The organism is Phycicoccus ginsengisoli (assembly GCF_054779295.1).
In genome coordinates this window covers 75291-98281 of sequence record NZ_BAAGYN010000002.1, presented here as the reverse complement: position 1 = coordinate 98281, position 22991 = coordinate 75291, and the positions used below count along the sequence as shown (strand labels likewise).

Here is a 22991-nt window from a genome sequence, read left to right as displayed (position 1 = left end):
CTCCCCATGACCAACACGGGGGCAGGGACGGGGACGCAGACGGCGGCGGGGGCACTCGAGGAGGTGGACTTCAGCGACCTGCGGGCGACGTTCGTCAACTGCACGCTCAAGCGCTCCCCCGAGCGCAGCCACACCCAGGGGCTCATCGACGTCAGCACGGGCATCATGCGCGCGCACGGCGTCGACGTGCGCGAGTTCCGGGCCGTCGACCACGACATCGCCACCGGGGTGTACGTCGACATGACCGAGCACGGGTGGGACCGCGACGAGTGGCCGACGATCTTCGCGGAGATCCTCGAGTCGGACATCCTCGTCCTCGCCGGGCCGATCTGGCTCGGCGACAACTCCAGCGTCACCAAGCGGGTCATCGAGCGGCTCTACGGCGGGTCGTCGATGACGAACGCCGCCGGGCAGTACGTCTACTACGGCAAGGTCGGCGGCGCGATCATCACCGGCAACGAGGACGGCATCAAGCACTGCGCCTCGAACATCCTCTACAGCCTGCAGCACATCGGCTTCACGATCCCGCCGGGCGCCGACGCCGGGTGGATCGGCGAGGCCGGCCCGGGCCCGTCATACCTCGACGAGGGCAGCGGTGGCCCGCAGAACGAGTTCACCCGGCGGAACACCACCTTCATGACCTGGAACCTCATGCACCTCGCGGCGATGTTCCGGGTGGCGGGCGGCTTCCCGGTCGGTGGCAACCAGCGGGTGGCCTGGGACGCCGGGGACCGGTTCGACGCCCCCAACCCCGAGTACCGCTGACCGGAGTCCTCGGACGAGCCCGGAGGCACGTGGCAGGGCAACCGCTAAGGCCGTTGGCAAGCCATCCGGGCTGGTACTTGGCAAAGCCAGGTACCTGACGTACCTTGGTTCCGTGCCCCACGACCCGCAGATGCTCAAGGGAGTGCTCTCGCTGCTCCTGCTGAGCGTGCTGCGCGAGGAGCCGGGATACGGCTACGGCATCGTCACGCGGCTCAAGGCCGCCGGCTTCGAGGACCTGTCCGAGGGCACGGTGTACCCCGCGCTCACCCGGCTGGAGTCGGCCGGCCTGCTCGAGTCGCACCTGGTGCCGTCGGCGTCCGGGCCGACCCGCAAGTACTACCGCACGACCCCGGCAGGCGTGGCCGAGCTGGCCACCCGGGGCCGGGCCTGGCGGTCGCTCGTCGCGGCCGTCGACACCGTCACGGGCGCCGCACCGCCCACCACCGAGGGGGACACCGCATGAGGATCGTCGACCGTGCCCGCATCGCCTGGGCCCTGTCCCGGTACGACTTCTGGATGGACTTCAGGGGGGTGCCCGGGCGGCGGCGCAAGGAGCTGCGCACGGAGCTACGGGCCAACCTCGAGGAGGCGGCCGCGCAGGAGGGGACGACGCGCGCCCTGCTCGCGATCGGCTCCCCCAGGGCGCTGGCGTATGCCGTGGCCGAGGCCTACCGGGGCCGGCCGCGCTGGGCGTTCGGCGCCTACGTCGCGCTGGCCACGGGGGTGGTCCTGCAGCTGGTGTGGGCCTTCTCGGTCCTCGGCTTCGTCCAGGGCGTGCGGGCCAGCGGGGTGACCGGCCGGCCCGTCACCGGCTCGGTACCACCCCTCGTGCCGGAGGCCAGCGCCGAGTTCGGTGCGGGCGGTGACCCCGTGTCGATGGCGGGGGTGCTGCCGCTGACGGTGCTGCTGGTCAGCCTGGTGGTCTTCGTCCTCGCCGCCGCCCCGTGGCGGCCGCTGCTCCACCGCCGCACGGGCGCGATGCCTGCCTGAGTCGGTCGTCCCGGCACGACGACGGGCCCCTCACCGGCTGGTGCGGGGCCCTTCGTCACGACCGACCCGGTGGACCCGGGTCCGGTCGGCTCAGCTGAAGCTGTCGCCGCAGGCGCAGGAGCTGCCCGCGTTGGGGTTGTCGATGGTGAAGCCCTGCTTCTCGATGGTGTCGGCGAAGTCGATGGTGGCGCCCTCGAGGTAGGGGGCGCTCATCCGGTCGACGACGACCTCGACCCCGTCGAAGTCGCGCACCAGGTCACCGTCGAGCGTGCGCTCGTCGAAGTACAGCTGGTAGATGAGGCCGGAGCAGCCACCGGGCTGCACGCCCACGCGCAGGCGAAGGTCGTCACGACCCTCCTGCTCGAGCAGGGACTTGACCTTGCCGGCGGCGACGTCGGTGAGCTGCACGCCGTGCGCCTGCTCGACCTCGGCGGCCGTCTCGGTCGCGGCCGGAGCGGTCTGGTCCTGAACACTCATGGTGATGCGTCCTTCATGGTCGGGGAGGTGGGCCACTGGGGCCAACCTGCGGTCGGCGCGAAATGTTCCCCGCGCCGCTTCCACTGTACGTCGTCCTCAGCGCTGGGGTGACCAGGTGGCCGCCACCCGGGCGGTGCGGCGCGCGAGGGTGCCCACCGGGTCGGCCATCGCGGCCTCCACCTGCTCCGGGGTCTCGGCCACGGCATACGACCCCGACAGGCCCAGCGTCATCGCCTCACGGCGCCCGACGAGGGTCTGCCCCGCGATGACCACGCTGGGCGTGGCGGTCTCCAGGGCGAGGCCGGCCACGCCGGCGACGACCTTGCCCTGCAGGCTCTGCCAGTCGAAGCTGCCCTCCCCCGTCACCACCAGGTCCGCGGCCGCGAGCAGGTCGCGCAGGCCGACGGCGCGCAGCACCTCGGCCACCCCGCTGACCCGGGTCGCGCCGAGCAGGTAGAGGGCGTAGCCGAGCCCGCCCGCCGCGCCGGCGCCGGGCTCCTTGTCGAGGCGTCGTGGCTTGCCGGTCAGCAGGTCGGTCTGCTCGGGCACGGTGCGGCGGACCACCTCGACGAACCGGCCGAGGGCCGCCTCCAGCGCCTGGGCCAGCTCGGGCGAGGCACCCTTCTGCGGCCCGAAGACGGCCGAGGCGCCCTGCAGCCCGAGCAGCGGTGACTCGACGTCGCTCGCCAGCACCAGCTCGATCCCGGCGAACCGGTTGCGGGCGGCCTCGATGCCGCCGAGGGCGTCGTCGCCGATGTCGGCGAGGGGCAGGCCGCCGCGGGCCAGCTCCTCGGCCGCCCCGACCCCCAGGGCGGCGAGCATGCCCGCGCCGGCGTCGTTGGTGCCGCTTCCGCCGAGGCCCAGGACGATCCTCGTGGCACCCGCCGCAAGGGCGGCGTCGAGCAGCTGACCGACCCCCCACGTGCTCGTCACCGCAGGGTTGCGTTCGTCGGCGGCGAGCAGGTGCAGCCCGGCCGCCTGGGCGGACTCCAGGTATGCCGTGCGCGAGCCCTCCGTGTCGACGAGGAGCACCGCGGCGGGCACGTCCCGGCCCAGCGGGTCGGCGACCGTCACCACGACCGTCTCGGCCTCGGGCCGGGCACCCGCCAGGACGTCGACGAAGCCGGGACCCCCGTCGGAGAGCGGCACGAGGGTGAGCAGGTCGCGGGGTGCGACCTCGCGCCAGCCCTGGGCCATCGCCTCGGCCGCCTGCTGGGCGGTGAGGGTGCCGGTGAAGCAGTCAGGGGCGATGACGACGTGCACGCGACGAGGCTACCGGCGGCACGCGGTCCCCTGGCAGGGGCTCGGCTGACGAGCGCAACCGCTCCCCGAAGTCCCAGACCTCGGCGCTCAGGACCCGCCGGGCAGCCGAGGTCCCAGACCTCGGCGTTCAGGACGCGCCGGGCGGCCGAGGTCCCAGACCTCGGCGCTCAGGACCCGTCGGGCAGCCGAGGTCCCAGACCTCGGCGCTCACGAGCCGCGGGGCACCCGAGGTCCCAGACCTCGGATGCCCCGACGGGGTGCACGGCTGACGGTCAGCGACCGCGGCGGGTGCCGGCCCGGCTGCCGGAGGAGAAGGCGGCGGCTCCACCGGACATGGGGGTGGAGGTGGAGTAGGCCGTGCTGGACCCCGGGCCCGACCGGCGTCGGGAGCTGCCGGCGCCGGGACCGGCGTCGCTGCGACGGGCGCCGTCGCGTCCGCGGGCGTCACCGGCCTGCGACTGGCCCCCGGCGCGCTGTCCGCCGCCGGCGCCGCGGCCGCCCGAGCCTCCCCGGGCGCTGCGACGGCGGCCCGGTCCCCGGCCGGACGGCGCGTCGGAGGAGCGGTGGGAGCCACTACCGGCGGGTGCACCGGACGCGGCCCCACCGCCGGCCGGCACGAAGCCGCCCGTGAAGCTGCGCTCCCCCTGGGCCACCTCGGCGAGCAGGGGGTGCCCGAGGTGGACGCGGGTCGTGGTCGGGTTGATCCCGGCCTTGCGGGTCAGGTCACGCACGTCGCGGACCTGCTCGTCCGTCATGAGCGTGACGACCGTGCCGCTCGAGCCGGCGCGAGCGGTGCGACCGGAGCGGTGGAGGTACGCCTTGTGCTCGACCGGCGGGTCCGCGTGGATGACCAGGCCGACGTCGTCGACGTGGATGCCACGGGCGGCGATGTCGGTGGCGACCAGGGTGGTCGCGGTCCCGGCGTGGAACGCCTCGAGGTTGCGGGTGCGGGCGGTCTGGCCCAGGTTGCCGTGCAGCTCGACGGCGGGCACTCCGGAGGAGTTGAGCTGGCGGGCCAGCTTCTTGGCCCGGTGCTTGGTCCGCGTGAAGACCACCGTGCGGCCCGGGGCAGCGGCGAGGTCGAGCAGGACGGGGAAGTGGGCGTCGGGCCGCAGGTGGAAGACGTGGTGGGTCATCTGGGAGACGGGCGACTGCTCCGAGTCGGCCTCGTGCGTCACCGGGGAGCTGAGGTAGCGCTTCACGATCACGTTGACCCCGCTGTCGAGGGTCGCGGAGAACAACAGCCGCTGCCCACCGGCCGGGGTCGCGTCGAGGAGGCGGCGCACGGCGGGCAGGAAGCCGAGGTCGGCCATGTGGTCGGCCTCGTCCAGCACGGTGACCTCCACGGCGTCCAGACCCACGTGGCCCTGGCCGATGAGGTCCTCGAGGCGTCCGGGGCAGGCGAGGACGACATCCACGCCCGCCTTGAGCCCGCGGACCTGCGGGTTCTGGCCCACGCCGCCGAAGACCGTCTGGCTGCGCAGGCCCAGGGCCGCGGCCAGGGGGGCCATCGCGGCCTCGATCTGCAGCACGAGCTCACGGGTCGGGGCCAGGACGAGGGCACGGGGGCGGCCCGGCCGGCGGGGGGTGCCGCTGGCCGCGAGGCGGGTCAGCAGCGGCAGGAGGAAGGCGTAGGTCTTGCCCGAGCCGGTGCGTCCGCGGCCGAGCACGTCGCGCCCGGCGAGGGAGTCCGGCAGGGTTGCGGCCTGGATCGGGGTGGGTTCGGTGATGCCGCCCTCGGCGAGCAGGGCGACGAGGGAGGTGGGCACGCCGAGGCGCGCGAAGGTGGTGTCGACAGACACAGGTGGGTGCTCCAGAGGTCAGAGAGAGGTGTTCCGCCGGGCGCAGGCCGTCAGTGGCCGCAGCACACGAGAAGGGACGTCACACGATTCGCCCGTGGCGAAACTGTCCGGGCGACATCCGGAGTCTACCGGGTCGCCGCGGCGGATCCGACGCGGCCGGGGGTGGCGCGCACGTCCGCCGGCGTTTGGGTGGAGACTGGAGGCATGTCCACTCGCCCCCCGAGCAAACGCGCCCACCTGCAGAACAGCCCCTTCAACCGCGACACCGAGCCGGTCGTGCACCCCACGTTCGCCGTCGGCGACCGCGTCTCGCACGACCGCCACGGCCTCGGGTCGGTGGTGAAGCTCGAGGACGACCGGGTCGTCGTCCGCTTCGGCGACCAGCACGTGAGCGTCGCCCGGAGCAGCCCGAAGATCCACTTGCTCTGAGCCGGGTCCGCACGGCGGTGACGCGGGTCAGTGCGGCGCGAAGCCCGGCAGGTTCTGGCCCAACCACTGCAACGCTGACGGAACTTCCGAAGCCCACAGCATGACCCGGTGTCCGCCCGTCTTGAGCAGGTCCGTGGTCACCGAGAGGGGTGCCTTCACGTTCTTGAGGAAGAGCGCGGTGGGAGGGTAGGAGTAACCGTCCTTCTTGCTCGACTGGACCCACATCGCCATCGCTGGCGGGTTCTTCGCGGCCAGCCTCACCAAGTCATAACGCGCCGGCAGCGCACGGCCGAAAGGCCTGTAGGCCAAGGTGAACTCGGGCCTGAACGTCCCGCTGAAAACCAGGTCACCAGCGAAGATGTTGGGGTGCAGCATGCCGACCATTGCCGCGCACCAGCCGCCCTCCGAGTACCCGGCCACGGCCCACGAGCTGCGGTCGGTCGCGACCCGGAAGTGGGAGGTGACGAACCTCGGCACGTCCGTGGCCAGCCAGGTCTCCGTCTGCGGCGTGCCGCTGGGGCCGTTGACGCACTCACCGTCCAAGGACAGCGGGAAGTTGTCCTGAGGCAGCACGATGAGGCTCGGGGCAATCTTTCGTGCCGCCACCGCGGCATCAAGGGACTGCTCGAGGTCCATCCCTCTCAACCAGGAGGTGGCGCTGCCCGGGATCCCGTGCAGGGCTTCGATCACCGGGTAGTGCCGCGACGAACTGGGGTCGTACCCGGGCGGCAGAAGGACCAACACCTGGCCCGAGAGCCCGCTCTTCGCTCCCCTGACCTCGAAGGTCTGTAGCCGACCCGAAGCCCTCAGCGCGGGAAGGACGGACGGAGGCGGGGTGAGGCCACTGCGAAGATGGTGGTTCAACGCCAACCGCGTTGTCCCCCCGTGGTGCGTGACGGTGACGGGTGCCCGAGCGCCGGCGAGGTCGTTCCAGCTCACGTAGAACCCGAAGTGATCGTTGGCGATGACTCCCACCAGGCAAAGCACCACCACGTTGAGCGCGGCAATGCCCCCGGCTCGGGTCGTCACGGCCACCCACCGGCGGCGGACCACGGGGAAGCCGGCCGCGAGGACGACGAACAGGGCCACTGCCAGCAGCGCGAGCAGCGTGGGGAGGGTGGTACCGGTCAGCGACACGAGGCACCTCTTGTCATGAGCCACTCGGCGGGGCCGGACCCGGCCGGGATGCTCGCAGTCGCTCGTCGCACGTGGAAATGCTGGACCCGGCCGCTGGGAGGGTGCTGCACCGCGGCTGGGACTTTGCTGAGGACAGCGGGGCTGACCAGGGCAGGGCGCGCACGGCATACGATTCAGGCGTGAGCACCACCACAGCGACGCCGCGCAACGCCCCGCTCCCCCTGCTCGTCCTGGGCCACGGCACCGACCTGCACACCGAGCGCGGGGTCGAGTGCCCCGGCGACCTGCCGGCTCCCTCCGACCGCGGCCTGGTCGAGCGGGCGCGCGCCGCGAAGGCGGCCCTCGGGGACCGCGTGTTCGTGCTCGGCCACCACTACCAGCGCGACGAGGTGATCGAGTTCGCCGACGTCACCGGCGACTCGTTCAAGCTGGCCAAGGACGCCGCCGCGCGCCCGGACGCCCCGTACATCGTGTTCTGCGGCGTGCACTTCATGGCCGAGTCGGCCGACATCCTGACCAGCGGCGGGCAGACCGTGATCCTCCCCGACCTCGCCGCCGGCTGCTCCATGGCGGACATGGCTGCGATCCAGCAGGTCGAGGACGCGTGGGAGGACCTCGTCGCCGCGGGCGTCGCAGATCGCACCGTGCCGGTCACCTACATGAACTCCTCGGCCGCCATCAAGGCCTTCACGGGCCGGCACGGCGGCACCGTCTGCACGTCCTCGAACGCGCGGGCGGCGCTGTCGTGGGCGCTGGAGCAGGCCGGCGACGGCGGCAAGGTGCTGTTCCTGCCCGACCAGCACCTGGGCCGCAACACCTACGTCCGGGACCTCGGTGGGGCGCTCGACGACTGCGTCGTCTGGGACCCGCACCAGCCGAACGGCGGCCTGACCCGGGAGCAGCTCGAGGCGGCCACGATGCTGCTCTGGCGCGGACACTGCTCCGTGCACGGCCGGTTCACCCTCGAGGCCGTGGAGCAGGCACGGCGCGAGATCCCCGGCGTCAAGGTCATCGTCCACCCCGAGTGCCGCCACGAGGTCGTCGAGGCCGCCGACGAGGTGGGGTCGACCGAGAAGATCATCGCCACGATCGCGGCCGCTCCCGCGGGGACGTCATGGGTCGTCGGGACCGAGCTCAACCTCGTGCGCCGGCTGTCCGAGCAGTTCCCCGAGCAGCGGATCGCCTTCCTGGAGAAGAACGTCTGCTACTGCTCGACGATGAACCGGATCGACCTGCCGCACCTGGTCTGGGCGCTGGAGTCCCTCGTCCAGGGCCGGGTCGTCAACCCGATCCGGGTCGACCCGGACGTGGCGCACTGGGCCCGGGTCGCTCTCGACCAGATGCTCGCACTGCCCGGCCCCACCGGTCGGGACTGACCGGCGCACGACGAAACCCGCACCACCCCAACGGGGTGTTCGGCCAGGTCCGCCTCCACTCGCGTTCCGCGAGCCGCCCGTCAGCGTGGTCGGGCTTGTCCTGGTTGCGAGCATGTCCTAGCGGCCGTTGTGCACCGCGGTTGCTGCCCTCCGGCAACGCGTTCTGCGGGTTGCACCAACCGGTGAGCGCGCCTTGGTCCAGGACCATGTAAGGGCGTCACAGGCTCCCGGTGGCCCACTGCAGGGCGAGGCTGCTCGCGGCGACCGCCACCCACAGCACCGCCCCGAGGGCCAACGGGCGCCACCCGGCAGTGCGCAGTGCGCCGAACGGGGTTCCCATCCCCACACCGACGAGGGCGAGGGTGGTGAAGTAGCGCGCGGTCCAGGACAGCGGGCTGTGCCATCCGGGGGGAACCAGGCCGAAGCTGTTCAGGGCCACCACGACGAGGAACAGCAGCAGGAACACCGGCACGAGCCGTCGCCACGGCACCGCCGTCCGGGCTCCCCCCGCTGCAGCACGCTCGCGGCGGTGCCGCCCCATGGCCAGGGCCACCGACATCGGCACGATCATCAACGTCCGCGTGAGCTTCACCACCACCGCGAACGAGGTCGCCGCCGAGCCGTAGACCGTCGCGGCCGCGACGACCGACGAGGTGTCGTTCACGGCGGTTCCTGCCCACAGCCCGAACGCGGCCTGTGACAGACCCATCGCGTGACCGAGCGCAGGAAAGACCAGCACCGCAACGACGTTGAAAACGAAGATCGTCGTCATCGAGTAGGCGATCGCCAGCTCTGAGGCCCCGATCACCGCGCTCACGGTGGCGATGGCCGAGGCTCCACAGATGCCCGTCCCGACGCCGATCAGGGTGCGGGTCTCCCGCTCGACCCCGAGCCACCGACCGACCAGCGCAGTGCTGACCAGGGCGACCGTGAGCGTGCCCACCATGACGGGCAGCGCTCCCCAGCCGGTGTGGACCACCTGCGCCATCGACAGGCCGGCACCGAGGATGACCACGGCCGCCTGGAGCACCACGGTCGCGGCAAAGCGTGACCCGGGGACCAGGGCCGGGCGGGAGCCCAGCAGCGCGTGCGCGAGGACGCCCAGGACGATGCCGATGACCGGACCGCCGACCACTGGAACCAGCGCGCCGAGTCCGGTGGCGAGCAGACCGATGGACGCGGCCAGGCCGAGGCCCGGCAGTACGGCGAGGGGGCTGCGCCATCGCGGCCGGGGGCGGGCTGATTGCGCACGCGGCGAGACCTGTGCAGTCATGTTCGGCATCCCTGCTGGCTCACAACGCGGCCTCAACCACGATCTCCCCCTCGACCGGCGCCCCACCCGGCAGCGGCCCGGAGGTGAGGACGAGGTCGGCGGCCCGACCCGCGGGGGCGTGGGCGGTGGACGGGGCGGGCACGTCAGGGAGAACGACGCCGACCTGGTGGCGCCGGTCTTCGACGGTGCTGGTCATTGTGGGATGAGGTCGAACTTCTCGCCCGGGAAGTACTTCTCCAGCCGCACGTCGGCAGACCGGGCGTGACCTTCCATCCCCTCCACCCGGGAGACCCGCGCGACGACCTCACCGACTTCACGGCTGGCGTCGCGGGTCATCTGCTCGAAGGTCAGGGTCTTGAGGAACTTGCCGACCCACAGACCGCCCGAGTACCTGGCGGCCTGCTTGGTGGGCAGGATGTGGTTCGGGCCGGCGGACTTGTCCCCGTAAGCGACCGTGGTCTCCTCGCCGAGGAAGAGCGTCCCGTAGTTGCGCAGGGTGTCGTGCCACCACTGCAGGTCCTCGGCATGGACCTCGACGTGCTCCGAGGCGATCTCGTCGGCCACCTGGGCTGCCTCCTCGCGGGTGTCGCACACGATGACCTCCCCGACATCGGCCCACGCCTGGGCGGCGACCTCGCCGGTGGGGAGGGGGTCGATGGCTTTGGGCATCAGGTCCAGGACCTGGCGGCCCAGCTCCATCGACGTGGTGACCAGGACCGTCGGGGAGTCCGGTCCGTGCTCGGCCTGGCTGGCGAGGTCGACGGCCACGATCCACGGGTCGGCGGACCGGTCGGCGATGACCAGCGCCTCCGTCGGCCCGGCGAACACGTCGATGCCGACCCGGCCGAACAGCAGCCGCTTGGCTTCTGCCACGAAGCGGTTCCCGGGCCCGGCCAGAACGTCTGCCGGCTTGCCGGTGTACAGCCCGAACGCCATGGCGGCGATGGCCTGGACGCCACCGAGACACATGATCGCGTCGGCGCCGGCCGCGGCCATCGCGTACAGGGTCGCGGGGTGGATGCCCGCGCCACCTCGCGGCGGGGAGCAGGCCACGACGAAGGGGACTCCGGCGGCCTTGGCGGTGCCGATGCTCATGGCGGCTGAGGCGGCGTGCGCGTAGCGGCCACCGGGGATGTAGCAGCCGGCCACCCCCACCGGGATGTGCCTGTGCCCGGCGATCAGGCCGGGGCTGAGCTCGAAGCTGAGGTCGTGCATGCTGGCTCGTTGGGCTTCGGCGAACTTCGTGACCCGGGCCAGCGAGAAGTCGATGTCCGACCGGACCTGGGCGGAGATCTGGTTGCTGGCCCGTTCGATCTGCTCGGGCGTGACGAGGAAGCTGTCCGGGGTCCACCCGTCGAGCTCGGCCGAGTACCGGGCAGCAGCCTGCTCACGGCCTGCCTCGATCTCGGCGAGCATCGTGGTGACCAGGGCGGTGGTCTTGCTGTTGTCCTCCGGGCTGGCCGGCGTGGCCCGCTTGAGGTGCGTGATCGTCATGGTTGCACTCCTGCTCGATGGGTGGAGGTGGAGCTGTCAGAGTTGGTCTGCGCGCTCGGCCGCGTGGGTGAGGATGGCGACGACGTCCCTGCACCGGTTCAGCGGCAGGGCCAGGGGGACCCGGATGTCGCACAAGGTGGCCAGGGTCGCGTCGGTGCGTGGTAATGGGCGCGGCTGCGCGTAGCCCCACGAGGTGTAGGCGCTGGTGAAGGCCGCTGGAGCTGCGGCACCGAACCACTTGACGTGCACCCCGAGCTGGTCGGCGACCGCGCAGAAAGTCTGGATCTGGGCCGGGGACCGGCCGGCGAGGAAGAACTGCACCGAGCTACCGACGTACTGCTCCTGGGTCGGGCGTTCGGGCAGGCGGACTCCGGGGATGGCGACCAGGCCTGTCGAGAGGCGCTCGTACCGCTCGTTCCACTCCAGCACCCGGCGTGCCAGGGTCCGCAGCTGTGGGCGCAGGACCGCGGCCGCGATGCTGGTCAGGCGCATGCTGTGGTTGGGCTCGGCGTACCGGAGCTGGTCGAAGTACTCGACCGGGGGACGACGCGTGTGCTGGCCGTAGAGCATGTAGCTGCCGGACCCGAGGATGGCCCGGGCCGCGACCTCGTCGTCGTCGGTGGCGAGCAGGCCGCCCTCACCGGAGTTCAGGTGCTTGTAGGTCTGCGTGCTGAAGCAGCCGACGGTTCCCTGCGTCCCGGTGAGCCTGCCCTCCCAGGAGCCGCCGATGGAGTGGGCGCAGTCCTCGACGAGACGCAGCCCGTACCTGCTGCACACCTCCAGGACCGCCGGGATGTTGCTGATGTGCCCGCGCATGTGGGACAGCAGCAGGATGCTGCCCTGGTGCGATCGTGCCTGCTGCTGCAGGTCGTCGAGGTCCACCGTGAGGTCGGGCGTCGTCTCCACCAGGACGGCGCGTCCACCTGCGTGGTGGACGGCCCCGGGCACGGGCGCCAGCGTCCAGGAGTTGACGAGGACGGGGTCCCCCGGGCGCAGGCCCATGCTGTGCAGCGCCAGGTAGAGCGCCGCGCCGCACGAGTTCACGGCGACGACGTAACGGCGCCCGAGGTAGTCGGCGACCTCGCTCTCCCACAGGGACGTCTCGGAGGGCTGGCCACTCTCCTCGTCGTAGCGGAAGAGTCGTCCGCTTCGCATGATCTCGACCGCGCGCTCGACGCCCTCTGGTGGAATCGGGTCCGGGGTGGACAGGTCGATGCCGAGAGCCGGGGGCGCCTCGGAAGCGTCCTGCTCGAGCGGCGAGCGGCCCGGGCCGCCGGGACCGAGGGCCGCAGTCATCGCGGCGTGGCCGTCGGCGGGTGGACGACCGCGTCGGGCAGGGTGCTGCCGGCCGCGATGACGGGCAGGTCGACGTCGACGCATTCGGGGTACTTGATGCCGGCGCCGGTGTTCAGGACGACGACCCGGTCGTCGGGGGCGATCCAGCCTTCGCCCGCCAGGCGCCGTGTCGCGGCCACGGCGGCGGCCCCCTCCGGGCAGACGAACAGCCCCTCGTGGCGACCGAGCCTCGTGAGCTCCTCGAGCAGCTCGTCGTCCGGCACTGCGACAGCAGTGCCCTTGGTTTGGTACAGGATGTCCAGCATGATGAAGTCACCGAGGGCCTTCGGGACGTTGATGCCGAAGGCCACCGTCTGGGATTCCTTCCAGAAGGTGCTCTCGGGGGCCCCTTGCTCGAACGCGGAGACCACCGGTGCGCATCCGCTCGACTGCACCGCGACGAACCGGGGCATGGGACCGGTCACCCAGCCGAGCTCGATCAGCTCGCCGATGGCCTTGTGGATGCCGATGAGGCCGACACCGCCACCGGTGGGGTAGACGACGACGTCGGGCAGGGTCCACCCGAGCTGCTCGACGATCTCCAGGCCCATCGTCTTCTTGCCCTCGATGCGGTAGGGCTCCTTCAGGGTCGCCACGTCCACCCAGTCGCCGCGCGAGACGGCGTCGGCGACAACGGCACCGGCATCGCTGATGACGCCGTCCACGAGGTGGACCTGGGCCCCCGCCGACAGGCACTCGGCCCGGGTGATGCGGGGCGCGTCCTCAGGCATGACGATGAGCGCGTTCAGGCCCGCTCGTGCCGCGTAGGAGGCCCAGGCCGCACCGGCGTTGCCGTTGGTCGGCATGGCGATGTGGGTCCAGCCCAGCTCGCGGGCTCGGGACACCCCCACCGCAGCCCCACGCGCCTTGAAGGTGCTGGTGGGAGTGGCGCTCTCGTCCTTGATCCACAACTGCTCCAGGCCCATGTCGAGGCCGTGCCGGTCCATCTTCAGCAGGGGGGTGACGACCTCCCCGAGGCGGACCTCGGCCTGCCGGGCCGAGCTGGGCAGCAGCTCGTGGTAGCGCCACAGCTCCCAGTCGCGGCCGACCAGCGCGGACCGCGGAACCTCGCGCTGCAGGGCGTCGAGGTCGTAGCGCGCCAGCATGGGTGAGCTGCACCTGCTGCACAGGCCGGTCGCCACGGTGGCGTCGCTGATGTGCCCGCAGCGGGCACACTCCAAGTGGGACAGGTAGCTGTAGCGGGACATCGTGGTCCTCGTCTCGTCTCGTCTCGGGTCTGTGTGGTTCAGACGGCGGCGGTCAGCGGTGCGGAGTGGATGGCCGTCCTGACCTCGTCCACGACGGCCAGGAACTCCGGCATCGCGCGGATGCGCTCGGGCGCGATGGGCTCGCCGGGCTTGGAGAAGATCGCCGGCCGGTCGAGCACCACCCGTCCCGGGCGCGGGCTCATCACCATGACGCGCGAGCCGAGGAAGACGGCCTCGTCCACGCTGTGGGTGATGAACACGATGGTCTTGCCGGTGGCCCGCCAGATCTGCAGCAGCTCGTTCTGCAGGCGCTCCCGAGTCAACGCGTCGAGCGCACCGAAGGGCTCGTCCATCAGCACGATGTCGGGGTCGTTGGCCAGTACCCGGGCGATCTGGCAGCGCTGCTGCATCCCGCCCGACAGCTCGTAGGGCCGGCGCTCGGCGAACTCGGTCAGGCCGACCATGTCGAGGAACCGTTCGGCTGCCGCCTTGCGCGCGGGGGCGCGGACGCCGCGCAGCTTCGGTCCGAGCTCGACGTTGCCCTGGACGGTCAGCCACGGGTACAGGTTGGGCTGCTGGAACACCACGCCGCGGTCGGCGCCGGGCTTCGTGACGGGCTCGCCGTCGACCTCGATCGTGCCCTGGGAGGGGTGCATGAACCCGGCCAGGAGCCGGAGCAGCGTGGTCTTCCCACAGCCCGACGGGCCTGCCAGGCAGAGGAACTCACCGGGCTCGATGCGGAAGTCGATGTCGAGGAGAGCCTGGACCTGGGCGCCCTTGACGTCGAACCGGTGACTGACCGACCTGACCTGGACCGCGCGTTCGTGGCTCATGGCGTTCAGCCGGTCACGGACTTGGCCGGTCCGGGGTCGACGCCGTCCTGGTACGCCTGGTCGGGGCTGACGCCCTTGATGGAGCCCTGCTGGAGCAGGAAGCCGGCGGTGGTGATGAGGTCCTTCGCCACCTTGCCGTCCAGCCACTGCGCGGACGCCTGCTTCTCGGCCGGCAGGTAGATGTAGCCGCTGAACAGGTCGCTGACGTCCTTCGGGGAGATCCCCATCTGGATGGCGATGCTCTCGGCGGCCTTCTGCGGCTCGTTGCCGATCATCTTGACGGCGTAGTCCTGGGCCTTGGCCCACTGGGTCATGAACGCCGGGTTGGCCGCGGCGAACTTCGTGGAGGCCGCCGACAGGTCGTACGTGGGCTTGCCGGCCTTGGCGGTGTCCGCGCTGGAGTAGATCTGGCTGCCGGTCTTCTTGAGCTTGTCCAGGACGGGGTTCCAGATCCAGGCCGCGTCGATCTGGTGGCCGTCCCACGCTGCCGGGATCGCCCCGGGCGCCAGGTTGACCAGCGTGACGTCCTTGCCCGGGACCAGCCCGGCGCCGGTGAGCGCCTGCAGCAGGGAGAAGTGGGAGGTGGAGCTGAACGGCACCGCGATGCGCTTGCCCTTGAGCCCCTTCAGGTCAGTGATGCCCTTGTCCTGCACGACCAGCGCCTCCGCCTGCCCGATGACCTCCTGGATCCACACCACCTTGATGGGCATCTCCAGTGGCTTGGACAGGGCGATCGTCGCGGGCGAGGAGCCGAGCATGCCGACGTCGATGCTGCCGGCACCGAAGGCCTGGACGACGTCGCCGCCGGAGTTGAACTGGGACCACGTGATCTTGGCGTTCGGCATGCACGCCTCGAGCAGGCCGAGGTCCTTGACCACGAGGTCGCCGGTGGGGCTGGCCTGCCAGGCCAGCCGGGCGGTCGCCGTGACGCTGGGATCGGCCTTCCACGGGCACTTGGAGGCAGCGCCAGCAGGGCTGACCGCTGGCCGTCCCGATGCGACGCAACCGCTGACGGACAGGGCGAGACCGACGGCGCCGAGGCTGACCAACCGGAACAGGGGGCGATGTGCAGGCATGGCAGATATCGCTTTCTCGAGGGTGGAGCGTGGACCCGAGGTTGAACGACGACCGGGCTAGGCCTTGCCCCGCCAGGGGACCAGGAGCCGCTCGGTGGTCTTGAGCAGGCCGTCGAGCACGACGGCCGCGATGCCGATGACGATGATGGCGGCCACCGTCAGAGGGGTTTGGAGCTGGACGCCGGACAGGTAGGCCAGTCCGCCGATGCCGGGGATGCCGTTGTTGAGCTCGGCCGCCACGACGGTGGTCCAGGCGAACCCAGTGGCGACCCGGATTCCGGTCATCACCTCGGGCAGGGTCGCGGGGACCATGACGTGCCAGACCGACTGGCGACGGGTCGCGCCCAGCGAGAGCACGGCGTTGACCTGGTCCTCGCGCACCCCCCGCACCCCGCTGATCGTCGCCATGGTGATGGGCGGGAACGCGGCGAGGAACAGCAGCCAGACCTTGGAGGTGTCACCGATGCCGAACCAGACGATGAGCAGTCCGATGTAGCCCAGCGGCGGCAGGGACCGCAGGAAGTGCAGGTAGGGCTCAACGATCGTGCCGACCCAGCGGACCGTCGACATCAGCAGCCCGATCGGGATGCCCACCACGATGGCGGCGCCGACACCGATGCCGATCCGCTGCAGGCTCGCGATGAGGTGTTCCCACATGTAGTAGTTCTGTTCGCCGCGCACGATGCGGTCGACGCCTTCGGCGATGGGGTGGTCGGTGTTCGCCTGCACGAACGCCTGCCAGACCGAGACCGGAGACGGCAGGTACAGCGGCTTCACCAGGTGCAGACCCGTGATCGCGAACCACGCGGCCAGGAACACGGCCAGGGTGAGCAGCCGGGTGAGCCAGGAGCGGGCTCGCGGCGAGACGCGACGCCCCAGCGCGGGCACCGCGGCCCGGGCGGCTCCACCGGAGCCGCCCTCCCCCGCTGCGGAGGTGGTGGTCGTGGCTGAAGTACTCATCTGGTCCCCCGGGAGGGTGAGTCGGACTGATGTGCGGCACCGGGCCGCCGGCCGGGCTGGGCAAGATCCACCTGGGCCAGCAGCCCGTCCATGCGCCGCTGCAGCTCGGGGGCGTCGGCCGTGGCAGCGGCGAGGTTCTCCACCACGGAGGCCAGGTGGGCCAGGCTGCCGGCCCGGGCGCGTTCGGGGTCACCGGCAGCGATCGCCTGCCAGGTGACGTCGTGCTGGTCGGCCCAGACGTGCGGCAGGTCGCTCGCTTCCCAGGCCTGGACACGCGCGGTGACCAGCAGCGGGTCGATCGCCAGGTCGAGCACGTCCAGGACGGCATCACGCAGGAAGTGGTTGCGGCAGACGTCCAGCAGGGCTCGGTGCACGCGGATGTCGGAGGTTGCGTGGAGATTCTGGTCCTTGTCCACGGCGAAGTGCATGCCGCGGATGAGGTCCGCAGCGACCTCCAGGGCGTCGACGTCGGGATCCTTGGCCGCAGCTGCCAGGGCTTCCGGCTCCAGCAGGATGCGTGCCTCGAGCAGGTCGACCGCCTCTGCGAGAGACCGAAGGGGCTGTCGTTCCGTGGGGGTGCGGGCACCTGACTCGCTGCTGATGACCACTGTCCCCGAACCACGTCGGGACTCGACGTGACCGGCGAACTGCAGTGCGGCCAGCGCCTCCCGGACCGTGGGGCGACTGACGGCGAACTCCCGGGCCAGCGCCTCCTCGCTCGGGAGGCGGGCACCGACCGGGATGGAGCCGTCGACGATCCGTTCCAGGATCCGCTCCGCGATGGAGGAGCTGACCTGGGGCGCACGCGGAAGTGGGCTGAAGCTGGGCGCGTCCGGCGTGGTGGACATGTGGAAGAGAGTGGCACCTGCCAAGTTGCCTGTCAACTAGTCAAATGCGTTCATGGTGGAGGTGTGGCGGTCGGCCGTCTGCCCGACGGCGACGTCCATGCGGTCCCGATCGCCGACGCCTACCCGCCCCGGGGCCGCCGAGGGGTTTCGCACCTGCGCGTCAGGGCCGGGGACAGCTCGCACACCACCGCGGCCCGCCCGCCGCCTCCGCCGCACGGCGTCTGCACCGGTGATGGCGATGCCTCCGTGTCGACGTGCATCCGCTGCCGGGCACCGGCTGGGTGTTGCGGATCCCGTTGTCCTCGTGGGTCGTTCGAGGCGGCACCACCCCGGCAGCCATCCGCGCGATGTTCGCGGTCGCCGACGGGGTGGTCCGCGCTCGCGGTCAGGGTAGTTCGCGGTCGCGGCCGGGCGGCTCGCCACCGAAGTCGGGTCACTCGCTGCCGTGGCCGGCCAGCTCCTCGACGGTGAGCGTGAAGTCCCGGTCGCGCAGCCGCTCGACGAGCCGCCCGCGGATAGCGGTGGCTGGGGTGAGGACACCGGCGGCGGGCGGCAGGCGGTCGCCGTCCAGGGCCAGCGCCAGGGCGGCCTCGCCGAGCATCACGGCCGTCGCGGCATACCCGGGGTCCCCCTTCGCCGCCACCGTGGCGAGGTAGCGCCGACCGCTCGTCGTGGTGGTGCGCGCCTGCATGCGGAACCAGCCGGCCGCGCGCGCCTGCTCGCTCGGGCCCTCACCGGGCGTGGGCGCGAGACGGTCGACGAGCGGACGCGTCCGCGGGTCGGCCATGCCGGCCATCGCCAGGCCCAGCGCGCCCGTGACGAGCGTGGCGCGGCGCCGCCCGGCGAACCCGGTGCCGTAGCTGCTGAGCTCGCGGTAGCGGAAGCGCCGGCCGTACGCGTGGCCGAGGAGGGCGTTGCTGCGCCGGACGACCCGGGTGTTGAAGTCGGCCATCACGAACGGCCCCACCCACTGCCCGGACCCGGCCTCGACGAACACCGACCGCGGGTCGCGCTCCGGTCCGAGGTCCGGCTCGGAGGCGCGGTCCGGGCTGAGGGCGTAGGGGTCGCGCAGCACCTTCGAGAGGGCCGGGTCGGACCCGACCGCCTCGACCTGGGCCCGGGCGGAGTCGATCGTGCCGCCCGAGAAACCGCCCTTCATCCGGGCCAGCAGGGTCGTGTCGAGCAGGGTGCCGGCCCTGTCACGCTCGGCCTGCTCGTGCAGCAGCAGGACGGCGAGGTCCGACGGCACGGAGTCGTAGCCGCAGGCGTTCACGACCCGGGCACCGGTCGCGAGCGCCGTCTGGTGCACCTCGTCGGCGAGCCGGTGGACGAACAGGACCTCCCCGGTGAGGTCGGCGTAGTGGGTCCCGGCCTCGGCGCACGCGCGAGCCAGGGGGAGGCCGTACCGCAGGTAGGGCCCGACCGTCGTCACGACGGCGGTCGTCGAGGCGGCGAGGTCGGCGAGCGCGGCCGCGTCGGCGGCGTCGGCCACGACGACCGGCCAGTCGCGGGCGCGCGCCGGCAGGCCGCCACGCACCCCCTCGAGGCGCTCGCGGGACCGCCCTGCCAGCGCGATGCGGGTCCCGGCCGGCGCGTGCTGGGCGAGGTAGTGGGCGAGCAGCCGGCCCACGAAGCCCGTGGCGCCGACGACGACGAGGTCGTGCTCGCGGGCGCCAGTGCCTGCTGCCACGCTCACGGCTGGTGCTCCGCCGGGACGCGCTCACCCTCGCGGACCGGGCCGGGTGGCGTGCCGTCGCCGAACGGCCGGCCGCCGAGCTGCTCGCGCCCGTGGGCAGTGAGCCAGCCGGACAGGTCGGGGCCCTTGGGGACGATGCCGGTCGGGTTGATGTCGTGGTGGACCACGTAGTAGTGCCGCTTGATCTGCACGAAGTCCACGGTGTCGCCGAACCCCGGCGTCTGGAACAGGTCGCGGGCGTAGGCCCACAGCACCGGCATCTCGCTCAGCTTCGACCGGTTGCACTTGAAGTGCCCGTGGTAGACGGGGTCGAACCGCACGAGCGTGGTGAAGAGCCGCACGTCGGCCTCGGTGATGGTGTCGCCCATGAGGAACCGCCGCGTGGCGAGCCGCTCCTCCAGCCAGTCGAGTGCCGCGAAGAGCCGGTCGTAGGCCGCGTCGTACGCGTCCTGCTCACCGGCGAACCCGCAGCGGTACACGCCGTTGTTGACCTCGGTGTAGACGCGCTGCATCACCTCGTCCATCTCCTCGCGCAGCGCCTCGGGGTACAGGTCCGGCGCGCCGTCGCGGTGGAACGCGGTCCACTGCGTCGACAGGTCGAGGGTCAGGGGTGCGAAGTCGTTGGTGACGACCTGCCCGGTGGACACCTCGACGACGGCCGGCACCGTGATGCCGCGCGGGTAGCCGGGTTGGCGCTTCTCGTACGCGTCCTTGAGGCGCGGGATCCCGAGCACCGGGTCGACGCCACCGGGGTCGAGGTCGAAGGTCCAGCTGTCCTCGTCGTGCGTGGGTCCGCACAGCCCCATGGACAGCGCGTCCTCGAGCCCGAGCAGGCGGCGCACGATGATGGCGCGGTTGGCCCACGGGCACGCACGCGCGGCGACCAGCCGGTAGCGCCCGGCCTCGACCGGCCACTCCCCCTCGCCGTCGCCGCGCGCGGTGATGCGGTCGTTGATGTACCGGGTGTCGCGCTCGAACGACGGCTCGACGTAGCCCTTGCCCTTGCTGCCTTCAGCCATGGTGCGAACCTACCGGTGCCGGGCCGACCCCACCGGGGGCGCGTCCGCGGGCCGACCCCCGGTGGGACGGCCGCCCGACCCAAGCCGGGCGCGCCGGCGGGTCAGCGGTTGCGGGTGCGGGCGATGAGGTCGCGGTACCAGTGGTAGGAGTCCTTCGGGGTGCGCACCTGGGTGTCGTAGTCGACGTGCACGAGCCCGAACCGCTGGCGGTACCCCTCGGCCCACTCGAAGTTGTCGGTCGCCGACCACGCGAAGTAGCCGCGCACGTCGGCGCCGTCGGCGATCTCACCGGCCAGCGCCCGCAGGTGCGCGTCGTGGTAGGCGATCCGGCGGTCGTCCGCGACCCGGCCGTCGACCGGTCCGTCGGCGAACGAGCAGCCGCTCTCGGTGATGTAGACCGGCGGCAGCACGTCGCCGTACCGGTCGCGGAACTGCCGCACGACCTGCGCCAGGCCCTCGGGCACGATCGGCCAGTCGAAGTCGGTGCGCTCGTAGCCCTCGATGCGCCGGCTCTCGAACGGCAGCCCCTCCGGCATCGGTGGCCCGTCGGCGACGACCTCCCCGGCAGCCGGTGCCTGACCCGTGGCGGCGGCACCTCCCGCGGCACTGGCGGGGGCGCCGATCCGGGCCGGGTTGTAGTAGTTGATGCCGAACCAGTCCAGCGGCTGGCGGATCACGTCGAGGTCGCCGTCGCGGTAGGTCGGGAAGCCCTGCTCGGTGCCCTCGACCGGGTAACGGCCCAGCAGCACCGGGTCGGCGAACATCCAGTTCCACAGGTTGTCGTACACCTCGGCTGCCTGCTGGTCCTGCGGGCTGTCGGAGGCCGGCCACACCGGGGCGTGGTTGCTCGCGATGCCGACGTTGGAGCACCCCGCGGCGCGCAGGGTCTGGGCGGCGAGGCCGTGCCCGAGCAGCAGGTGGTGCGCCACGGGCAGCGCCTCGAAGCCCATCGACCGCCCCGGGGCGTGGACCCCGAGCGCGTACCCGAGCATGGTGACGACGTTGGGCTCGTTGAGCGTCATCCAGCGCGCGACCCGGTCACCGAGCCGCTCGCCGACGACGGAGGCGTATGCCGCGAAGTGCTCCGCGGTGTCGCGGCTCGCCCAGCCGCCGGCGTCCTCGAGAGCCTGCGGGGTGTCCCAGTGGAAGAGCGTCGCGGCGGGCTGGATCCCCGCCGCGAGCAGCTCGTCGACGAGCCGGTCGTAGAAGTCGAGCCCGGCGGCGTTGACCTCGCCGGTGCCGGTCGGCAGCACCCGCGGCCACGCGATGGAGAACCGGTAGCTGTCGACGCCGAGGTCCTTCAGCAGCGCGACGTCCTCGCGGTACCGGTGGTAGTGGTCGCAGGCGACCGCGCCCGTGTCGCCGTTCGCGATCGCACCCGGCCGCTCGCAGAAGGTGTCCCAGACCGAGCGGCCGCGGCCGTCCTCGTCGACCGCTCCCTCCACCTGGTACGACGCCGAGGCGACCCCGAAGAGGAAGTCCCGCGGCAGCTGCGGGAAGCCGCCCGCCGGCTGCGAGCGCTCGCCCGGCGACTGCGAGCCGTCGCCCGGCGACTGCGAGTCCTCGCCCGCCTGCTGCGGCCCCTCGGTCATCGCGGCATCGCCCCGAGCCGGGCGAGCAGCACGGCCTCGGCGACGCAGACCTTCTCGAACTCCTCGAGGTGGAGGGACTCGTTGGCGCCGTGGGCGCGCGTGTCGGGGTCCTCCACCCCGGTCACGAGGATCGCCGCGTCGGGGAACTTCGCGGCGAACGAGGCGACGAACGGGATGGAGCCGCCGACGCCGATGTCGACCGGCTCGACGCCCCACGCGTCGGTGAAGGCGGCGCGCGCCTGGTCGTAGACCGGGCCGTCCGCATCGGCGGCGAACCCGGCGCCCTGGTCGTCGAGGCGGACCTCGACCTTCGCACCCCACGGCGTGTGCGCCTCGACGTGGCGCTGCACCGCGGCATACGCGTCCATGGGCGCCTCGTCCGGCGCGAGCCGGATGGAGACCTTGGCGCTCGCGGTCGGCACGAGGGTGTTGGAGGACTTCGCCACGGACGGGGCGTCGAAGCCGATGACGGTGGCCGTGGGCTTGGCCCAGATGCGGTCGAGCAGGGTCCCGGTGCCGATCACCTCAACGCCGTCGAGCAGACCGGACTCCTCGCGCAGCCTGGCCTCGTCGAAGTCGAGGTCGCTGGCCTTCCCCGACTTCAGGCCGGCGACGGCGACGTCGCCCGCCTCGTCGTGGAAGGTCGCAAGCAGCCGGATCAGTGTGGTGACGGCGTCGGGCACGGCGCCGCCGAACATGCCGGAGTGGATGCCGTGGTCGAGCGTGGTCACGGTGACGACGACGCGGATGAGGCCGCGCAGCGTCGTCGTCAGGGCCGGCTCGCCGAGCGCCCAGTTGGTGGAGTCGGCCAGGACGATGGCGTCGGCGCGCAGCTTGTCGCCGTGGCGCTCGAGGAGGGTCGGCAGGGAGTCCGAGCCGATCTCCTCCTCACCCTCGACGAAGATCGTCACGCCGACGGGGAGCCGGCCGGCGTGCGCGCGCAGCGCAGCGACGTGCGCCATGATCCCGGCCTTGTCGTCGGCCGCGCCGCGGCCGTAGAGGCGGCCGTCGCGCTCGGTCGGTTCGAACGGCGCGCTGTCCCAGTCGGCGTCGTCCCCCGGGGGCTGCACGTCGTGGTGGGCGTAGAGCAGCACGGTGGGCGCTCCCTCGGGTCCGTCCACGTGGCCGATCACCGCGGGCCGGCCGCCCTCGCGCACGATCTCGACCTCGAGCCCCTCCGCCCGCAGCAGCTCGGCGGTCGCCTCGGCGCTCGCCTCGACGTGCGCCTGGTCGAACGCGTCGAGGCTGACGCTGGGGATGCGGGTCAGCGCCTCGAGGTCGGAGCGCACGCCGGGCATCAGGCCCGCCACGGTGGTCCGGAGGTCGTCGATCTGGTCCTGGGTGAGCACGTCGTCGGTCACGGCGGCGAGCCTAGTGGCTGGTCGTCGGCGGCTGACGCGGGGCGCGATTCGGGGGGC

At 72.2% G+C, this 22991-nt stretch carries 22 protein-coding genes; 5 read left to right on the top strand and 17 right to left on the bottom strand.

Annotation, left to right across the window (positions count from 1 at the left end):
• Positions 1-6 precede the first annotated feature (6 nt).
• The 3 genes from ACYVDO_RS03085 (at position 7) to ACYVDO_RS03075 (ending at position 1755) form a co-directional block, all read left to right on the top strand.
• The gene (locus tag ACYVDO_RS03085) at positions 7-765 is read left to right on the top strand and encodes a flavodoxin family protein (protein WP_460932761.1); all 759 of its coding nucleotides are present in this window, start codon (positions 7-9) and stop codon (positions 763-765) included.
• A gap of 112 nt (positions 766-877) precedes the next feature.
• Entirely contained in the window at positions 878-1228 is a 351-nt protein-coding gene (locus ACYVDO_RS03080) for a PadR family transcriptional regulator (RefSeq protein ID WP_460932760.1), read from the top strand.
• Complete coding sequence (locus tag ACYVDO_RS03075) at positions 1225-1755, top strand: hypothetical protein (RefSeq protein WP_460932759.1); 531 nt, start codon at positions 1225-1227, stop codon at positions 1753-1755. Before ACYVDO_RS03080 ends, ACYVDO_RS03075 begins: the two co-directional genes overlap by 4 nt.
• 90 nt (positions 1756-1845) lie before the next feature.
• On the opposite strand, the gene erpA is transcribed toward ACYVDO_RS03075, so the two are convergent.
• The 3 genes from erpA to ACYVDO_RS03060 all read right to left on the bottom strand — a co-directional run bounded on the left by erpA (position 1846) and on the right by ACYVDO_RS03060 (position 5297).
• The gene (erpA, locus tag ACYVDO_RS03070) at positions 1846-2232 is read right to left on the bottom strand and encodes an iron-sulfur cluster insertion protein ErpA (protein WP_460932758.1); all 387 of its coding nucleotides are present in this window, start codon (positions 2230-2232) and stop codon (positions 1846-1848) included.
• 96 nt (positions 2233-2328) lie between these two features.
• Positions 2329-3495 carry a glycerate kinase family protein gene (locus ACYVDO_RS03065; protein WP_460932757.1) on the bottom strand — a complete coding sequence of 389 codons (1167 nt, stop codon included), beginning with the start codon at positions 3493-3495 and terminating at the stop codon, positions 2329-2331.
• A 272-nt stretch (positions 3496-3767) separates the two neighbouring features.
• On the bottom strand, positions 3768-5297 hold the full coding sequence (locus ACYVDO_RS03060) for a DEAD/DEAH box helicase (protein ID WP_460932756.1): 1530 nt from the start codon (positions 5295-5297) through the stop codon (positions 3768-3770).
• A 204-nt stretch (positions 5298-5501) separates the two neighbouring features.
• On the opposite strand from ACYVDO_RS03060, the gene ACYVDO_RS03055 reads away from it, so the two are divergent.
• The gene (locus tag ACYVDO_RS03055; RefSeq protein WP_460932755.1) at positions 5502-5726 is read left to right on the top strand and encodes a hypothetical protein; all 225 of its coding nucleotides are present in this window, start codon (positions 5502-5504) and stop codon (positions 5724-5726) included.
• A gap of 27 nt (positions 5727-5753) precedes the next feature.
• On the opposite strand, the gene ACYVDO_RS03050 is transcribed toward ACYVDO_RS03055, so the two are convergent.
• Positions 5754-6863: an alpha/beta hydrolase gene (locus ACYVDO_RS03050; RefSeq protein ID WP_460932754.1), complete on the bottom strand. Its 1110-nt coding sequence runs from the start codon at positions 6861-6863 to the stop codon at positions 5754-5756.
• 179 nt (positions 6864-7042) lie between these two features.
• Here ACYVDO_RS03050 and nadA point away from each other — a divergent pair, with 179 nt between their 5' ends.
• The gene (nadA, locus tag ACYVDO_RS03045; RefSeq protein ID WP_460932753.1) at positions 7043-8239 is read left to right on the top strand and encodes a quinolinate synthase NadA; all 1197 of its coding nucleotides are present in this window, start codon (positions 7043-7045) and stop codon (positions 8237-8239) included.
• 217 nt (positions 8240-8456) lie between these two features.
• Here the strand turns inward: nadA and ACYVDO_RS03040 are convergent, their stop codons facing one another.
• From ACYVDO_RS03040 to ACYVDO_RS02980, 13 genes are all read right to left on the bottom strand, one after another.
• Positions 8457-9512 carry a YeiH family protein gene (locus tag ACYVDO_RS03040; protein WP_460932752.1) on the bottom strand — a complete coding sequence of 352 codons (1056 nt, stop codon included), beginning with the start codon at positions 9510-9512 and terminating at the stop codon, positions 8457-8459.
• Between the two features lie 19 nt (positions 9513-9531).
• A complete protein-coding gene (locus ACYVDO_RS03035; protein ID WP_460932751.1) occupies positions 9532-9708 on the bottom strand; it encodes a hypothetical protein in 177 nt (58 codons plus the stop codon).
• The gene (hisD, locus tag ACYVDO_RS03030; RefSeq protein WP_460932750.1) at positions 9705-11006 is read right to left on the bottom strand and encodes a histidinol dehydrogenase; all 1302 of its coding nucleotides are present in this window, start codon (positions 11004-11006) and stop codon (positions 9705-9707) included. The genes ACYVDO_RS03035 and hisD overlap by 4 nt, the downstream gene beginning before the upstream one ends.
• A 36-nt stretch (positions 11007-11042) precedes the next feature.
• Positions 11043-12302: a DegT/DnrJ/EryC1/StrS family aminotransferase gene (locus ACYVDO_RS03025; RefSeq protein WP_460932749.1), complete on the bottom strand. Its 1260-nt coding sequence runs from the start codon at positions 12300-12302 to the stop codon at positions 11043-11045.
• Positions 12299-13549: a threonine synthase gene (locus tag ACYVDO_RS03020; protein ID WP_460932748.1), complete on the bottom strand. Its 1251-nt coding sequence runs from the start codon at positions 13547-13549 to the stop codon at positions 12299-12301. Before ACYVDO_RS03020 ends, ACYVDO_RS03025 begins: the two co-directional genes overlap by 4 nt.
• 38 nt (positions 13550-13587) lie before the next feature.
• A complete protein-coding gene (locus tag ACYVDO_RS03015; protein WP_460932747.1) occupies positions 13588-14382 on the bottom strand; it encodes an ABC transporter ATP-binding protein in 795 nt (264 codons plus the stop codon).
• Positions 14383-14387: 5 nt separating this feature from the next.
• Positions 14388-15458 carry a taurine ABC transporter substrate-binding protein gene (locus ACYVDO_RS03010; RefSeq protein WP_460932746.1) on the bottom strand — a complete coding sequence of 357 codons (1071 nt, stop codon included), beginning with the start codon at positions 15456-15458 and terminating at the stop codon, positions 14388-14390.
• 57 nt (positions 15459-15515) lie between these two features.
• Positions 15516-16418: an ABC transporter permease gene (locus tag ACYVDO_RS03005; protein ID WP_460932745.1), complete on the bottom strand. Its 903-nt coding sequence runs from the start codon at positions 16416-16418 to the stop codon at positions 15516-15518.
• On the bottom strand, positions 16415-17266 hold the full coding sequence (locus ACYVDO_RS03000) for a FadR/GntR family transcriptional regulator (protein ID WP_460932744.1): 852 nt from the start codon (positions 17264-17266) through the stop codon (positions 16415-16417). Before ACYVDO_RS03000 ends, ACYVDO_RS03005 begins: the two co-directional genes overlap by 4 nt.
• Before the next feature lie 433 nt (positions 17267-17699).
• Positions 17700-18962, bottom strand: coding sequence for a saccharopine dehydrogenase family protein (locus ACYVDO_RS02995; protein ID WP_460932743.1), 1263 nt, complete (start codon positions 18960-18962; stop codon positions 17700-17702).
• Positions 18959-19981 (bottom strand): glutathione S-transferase family protein, encoded by a 1023-nt coding sequence (locus tag ACYVDO_RS02990; protein ID WP_460932742.1) that lies wholly within the window; start codon positions 19979-19981, stop codon positions 18959-18961. The genes ACYVDO_RS02995 and ACYVDO_RS02990 overlap by 4 nt, the downstream gene beginning before the upstream one ends.
• Positions 19982-20082: 101 nt before the next feature.
• Positions 20083-21573 (bottom strand): glycoside hydrolase family 1 protein, encoded by a 1491-nt coding sequence (locus tag ACYVDO_RS02985; protein ID WP_460932741.1) that lies wholly within the window; start codon positions 21571-21573, stop codon positions 20083-20085.
• Positions 21570-22934, bottom strand: coding sequence for a M20/M25/M40 family metallo-hydrolase (locus ACYVDO_RS02980; protein WP_460932740.1), 1365 nt, complete (start codon positions 22932-22934; stop codon positions 21570-21572). The genes ACYVDO_RS02985 and ACYVDO_RS02980 overlap by 4 nt, the downstream gene beginning before the upstream one ends.
• Between the last annotated feature and the right edge of the window lie 57 nt (positions 22935-22991).

Coding starts and splice junctions, on each gene's coding strand:
- ACYVDO_RS03005 (WP_460932745.1), bottom strand. CDS start 16,418: ATGAGTACTTCAGCCACGACCACCACCTCCGCAGCGGGGGAGGGCGGC.
- ACYVDO_RS03075 (WP_460932759.1), top strand. CDS start 1,225: ATGAGGATCGTCGACCGTGCCCGCATCGCCTGGGCCCTGTCCCGGTAC.
- ACYVDO_RS03025 (WP_460932749.1), bottom strand. CDS start 12,302: ATGACTGCGGCCCTCGGTCCCGGCGGCCCGGGCCGCTCGCCGCTCGAG.
- ACYVDO_RS02985 (WP_460932741.1), bottom strand. CDS start 21,573: ATGACCGAGGGGCCGCAGCAGGCGGGCGAGGACTCGCAGTCGCCGGGC.
- ACYVDO_RS03010 (WP_460932746.1), bottom strand. CDS start 15,458: ATGCCTGCACATCGCCCCCTGTTCCGGTTGGTCAGCCTCGGCGCCGTC.
- ACYVDO_RS03055 (WP_460932755.1), top strand. CDS start 5,502: ATGTCCACTCGCCCCCCGAGCAAACGCGCCCACCTGCAGAACAGCCCC.
- erpA (WP_460932758.1), bottom strand. CDS start 2,232: ATGAGTGTTCAGGACCAGACCGCTCCGGCCGCGACCGAGACGGCCGCC.
- ACYVDO_RS03040 (WP_460932752.1), bottom strand. CDS start 9,512: ATGACTGCACAGGTCTCGCCGCGTGCGCAATCAGCCCGCCCCCGGCCG.
- hisD (WP_460932750.1), bottom strand. CDS start 11,006: ATGACGATCACGCACCTCAAGCGGGCCACGCCGGCCAGCCCGGAGGAC.
- ACYVDO_RS03035 (WP_460932751.1), bottom strand. CDS start 9,708: ATGACCAGCACCGTCGAAGACCGGCGCCACCAGGTCGGCGTCGTTCTC.
- ACYVDO_RS02990 (WP_460932742.1), bottom strand. CDS start 19,981: ATGGCTGAAGGCAGCAAGGGCAAGGGCTACGTCGAGCCGTCGTTCGAG.
- ACYVDO_RS03085 (WP_460932761.1), top strand. CDS start 7: ATGACCAACACGGGGGCAGGGACGGGGACGCAGACGGCGGCGGGGGCA.
- ACYVDO_RS03015 (WP_460932747.1), bottom strand. CDS start 14,382: ATGAGCCACGAACGCGCGGTCCAGGTCAGGTCGGTCAGTCACCGGTTC.
- ACYVDO_RS03020 (WP_460932748.1), bottom strand. CDS start 13,549: ATGTCCCGCTACAGCTACCTGTCCCACTTGGAGTGTGCCCGCTGCGGG.
- ACYVDO_RS03000 (WP_460932744.1), bottom strand. CDS start 17,266: ATGTCCACCACGCCGGACGCGCCCAGCTTCAGCCCACTTCCGCGTGCG.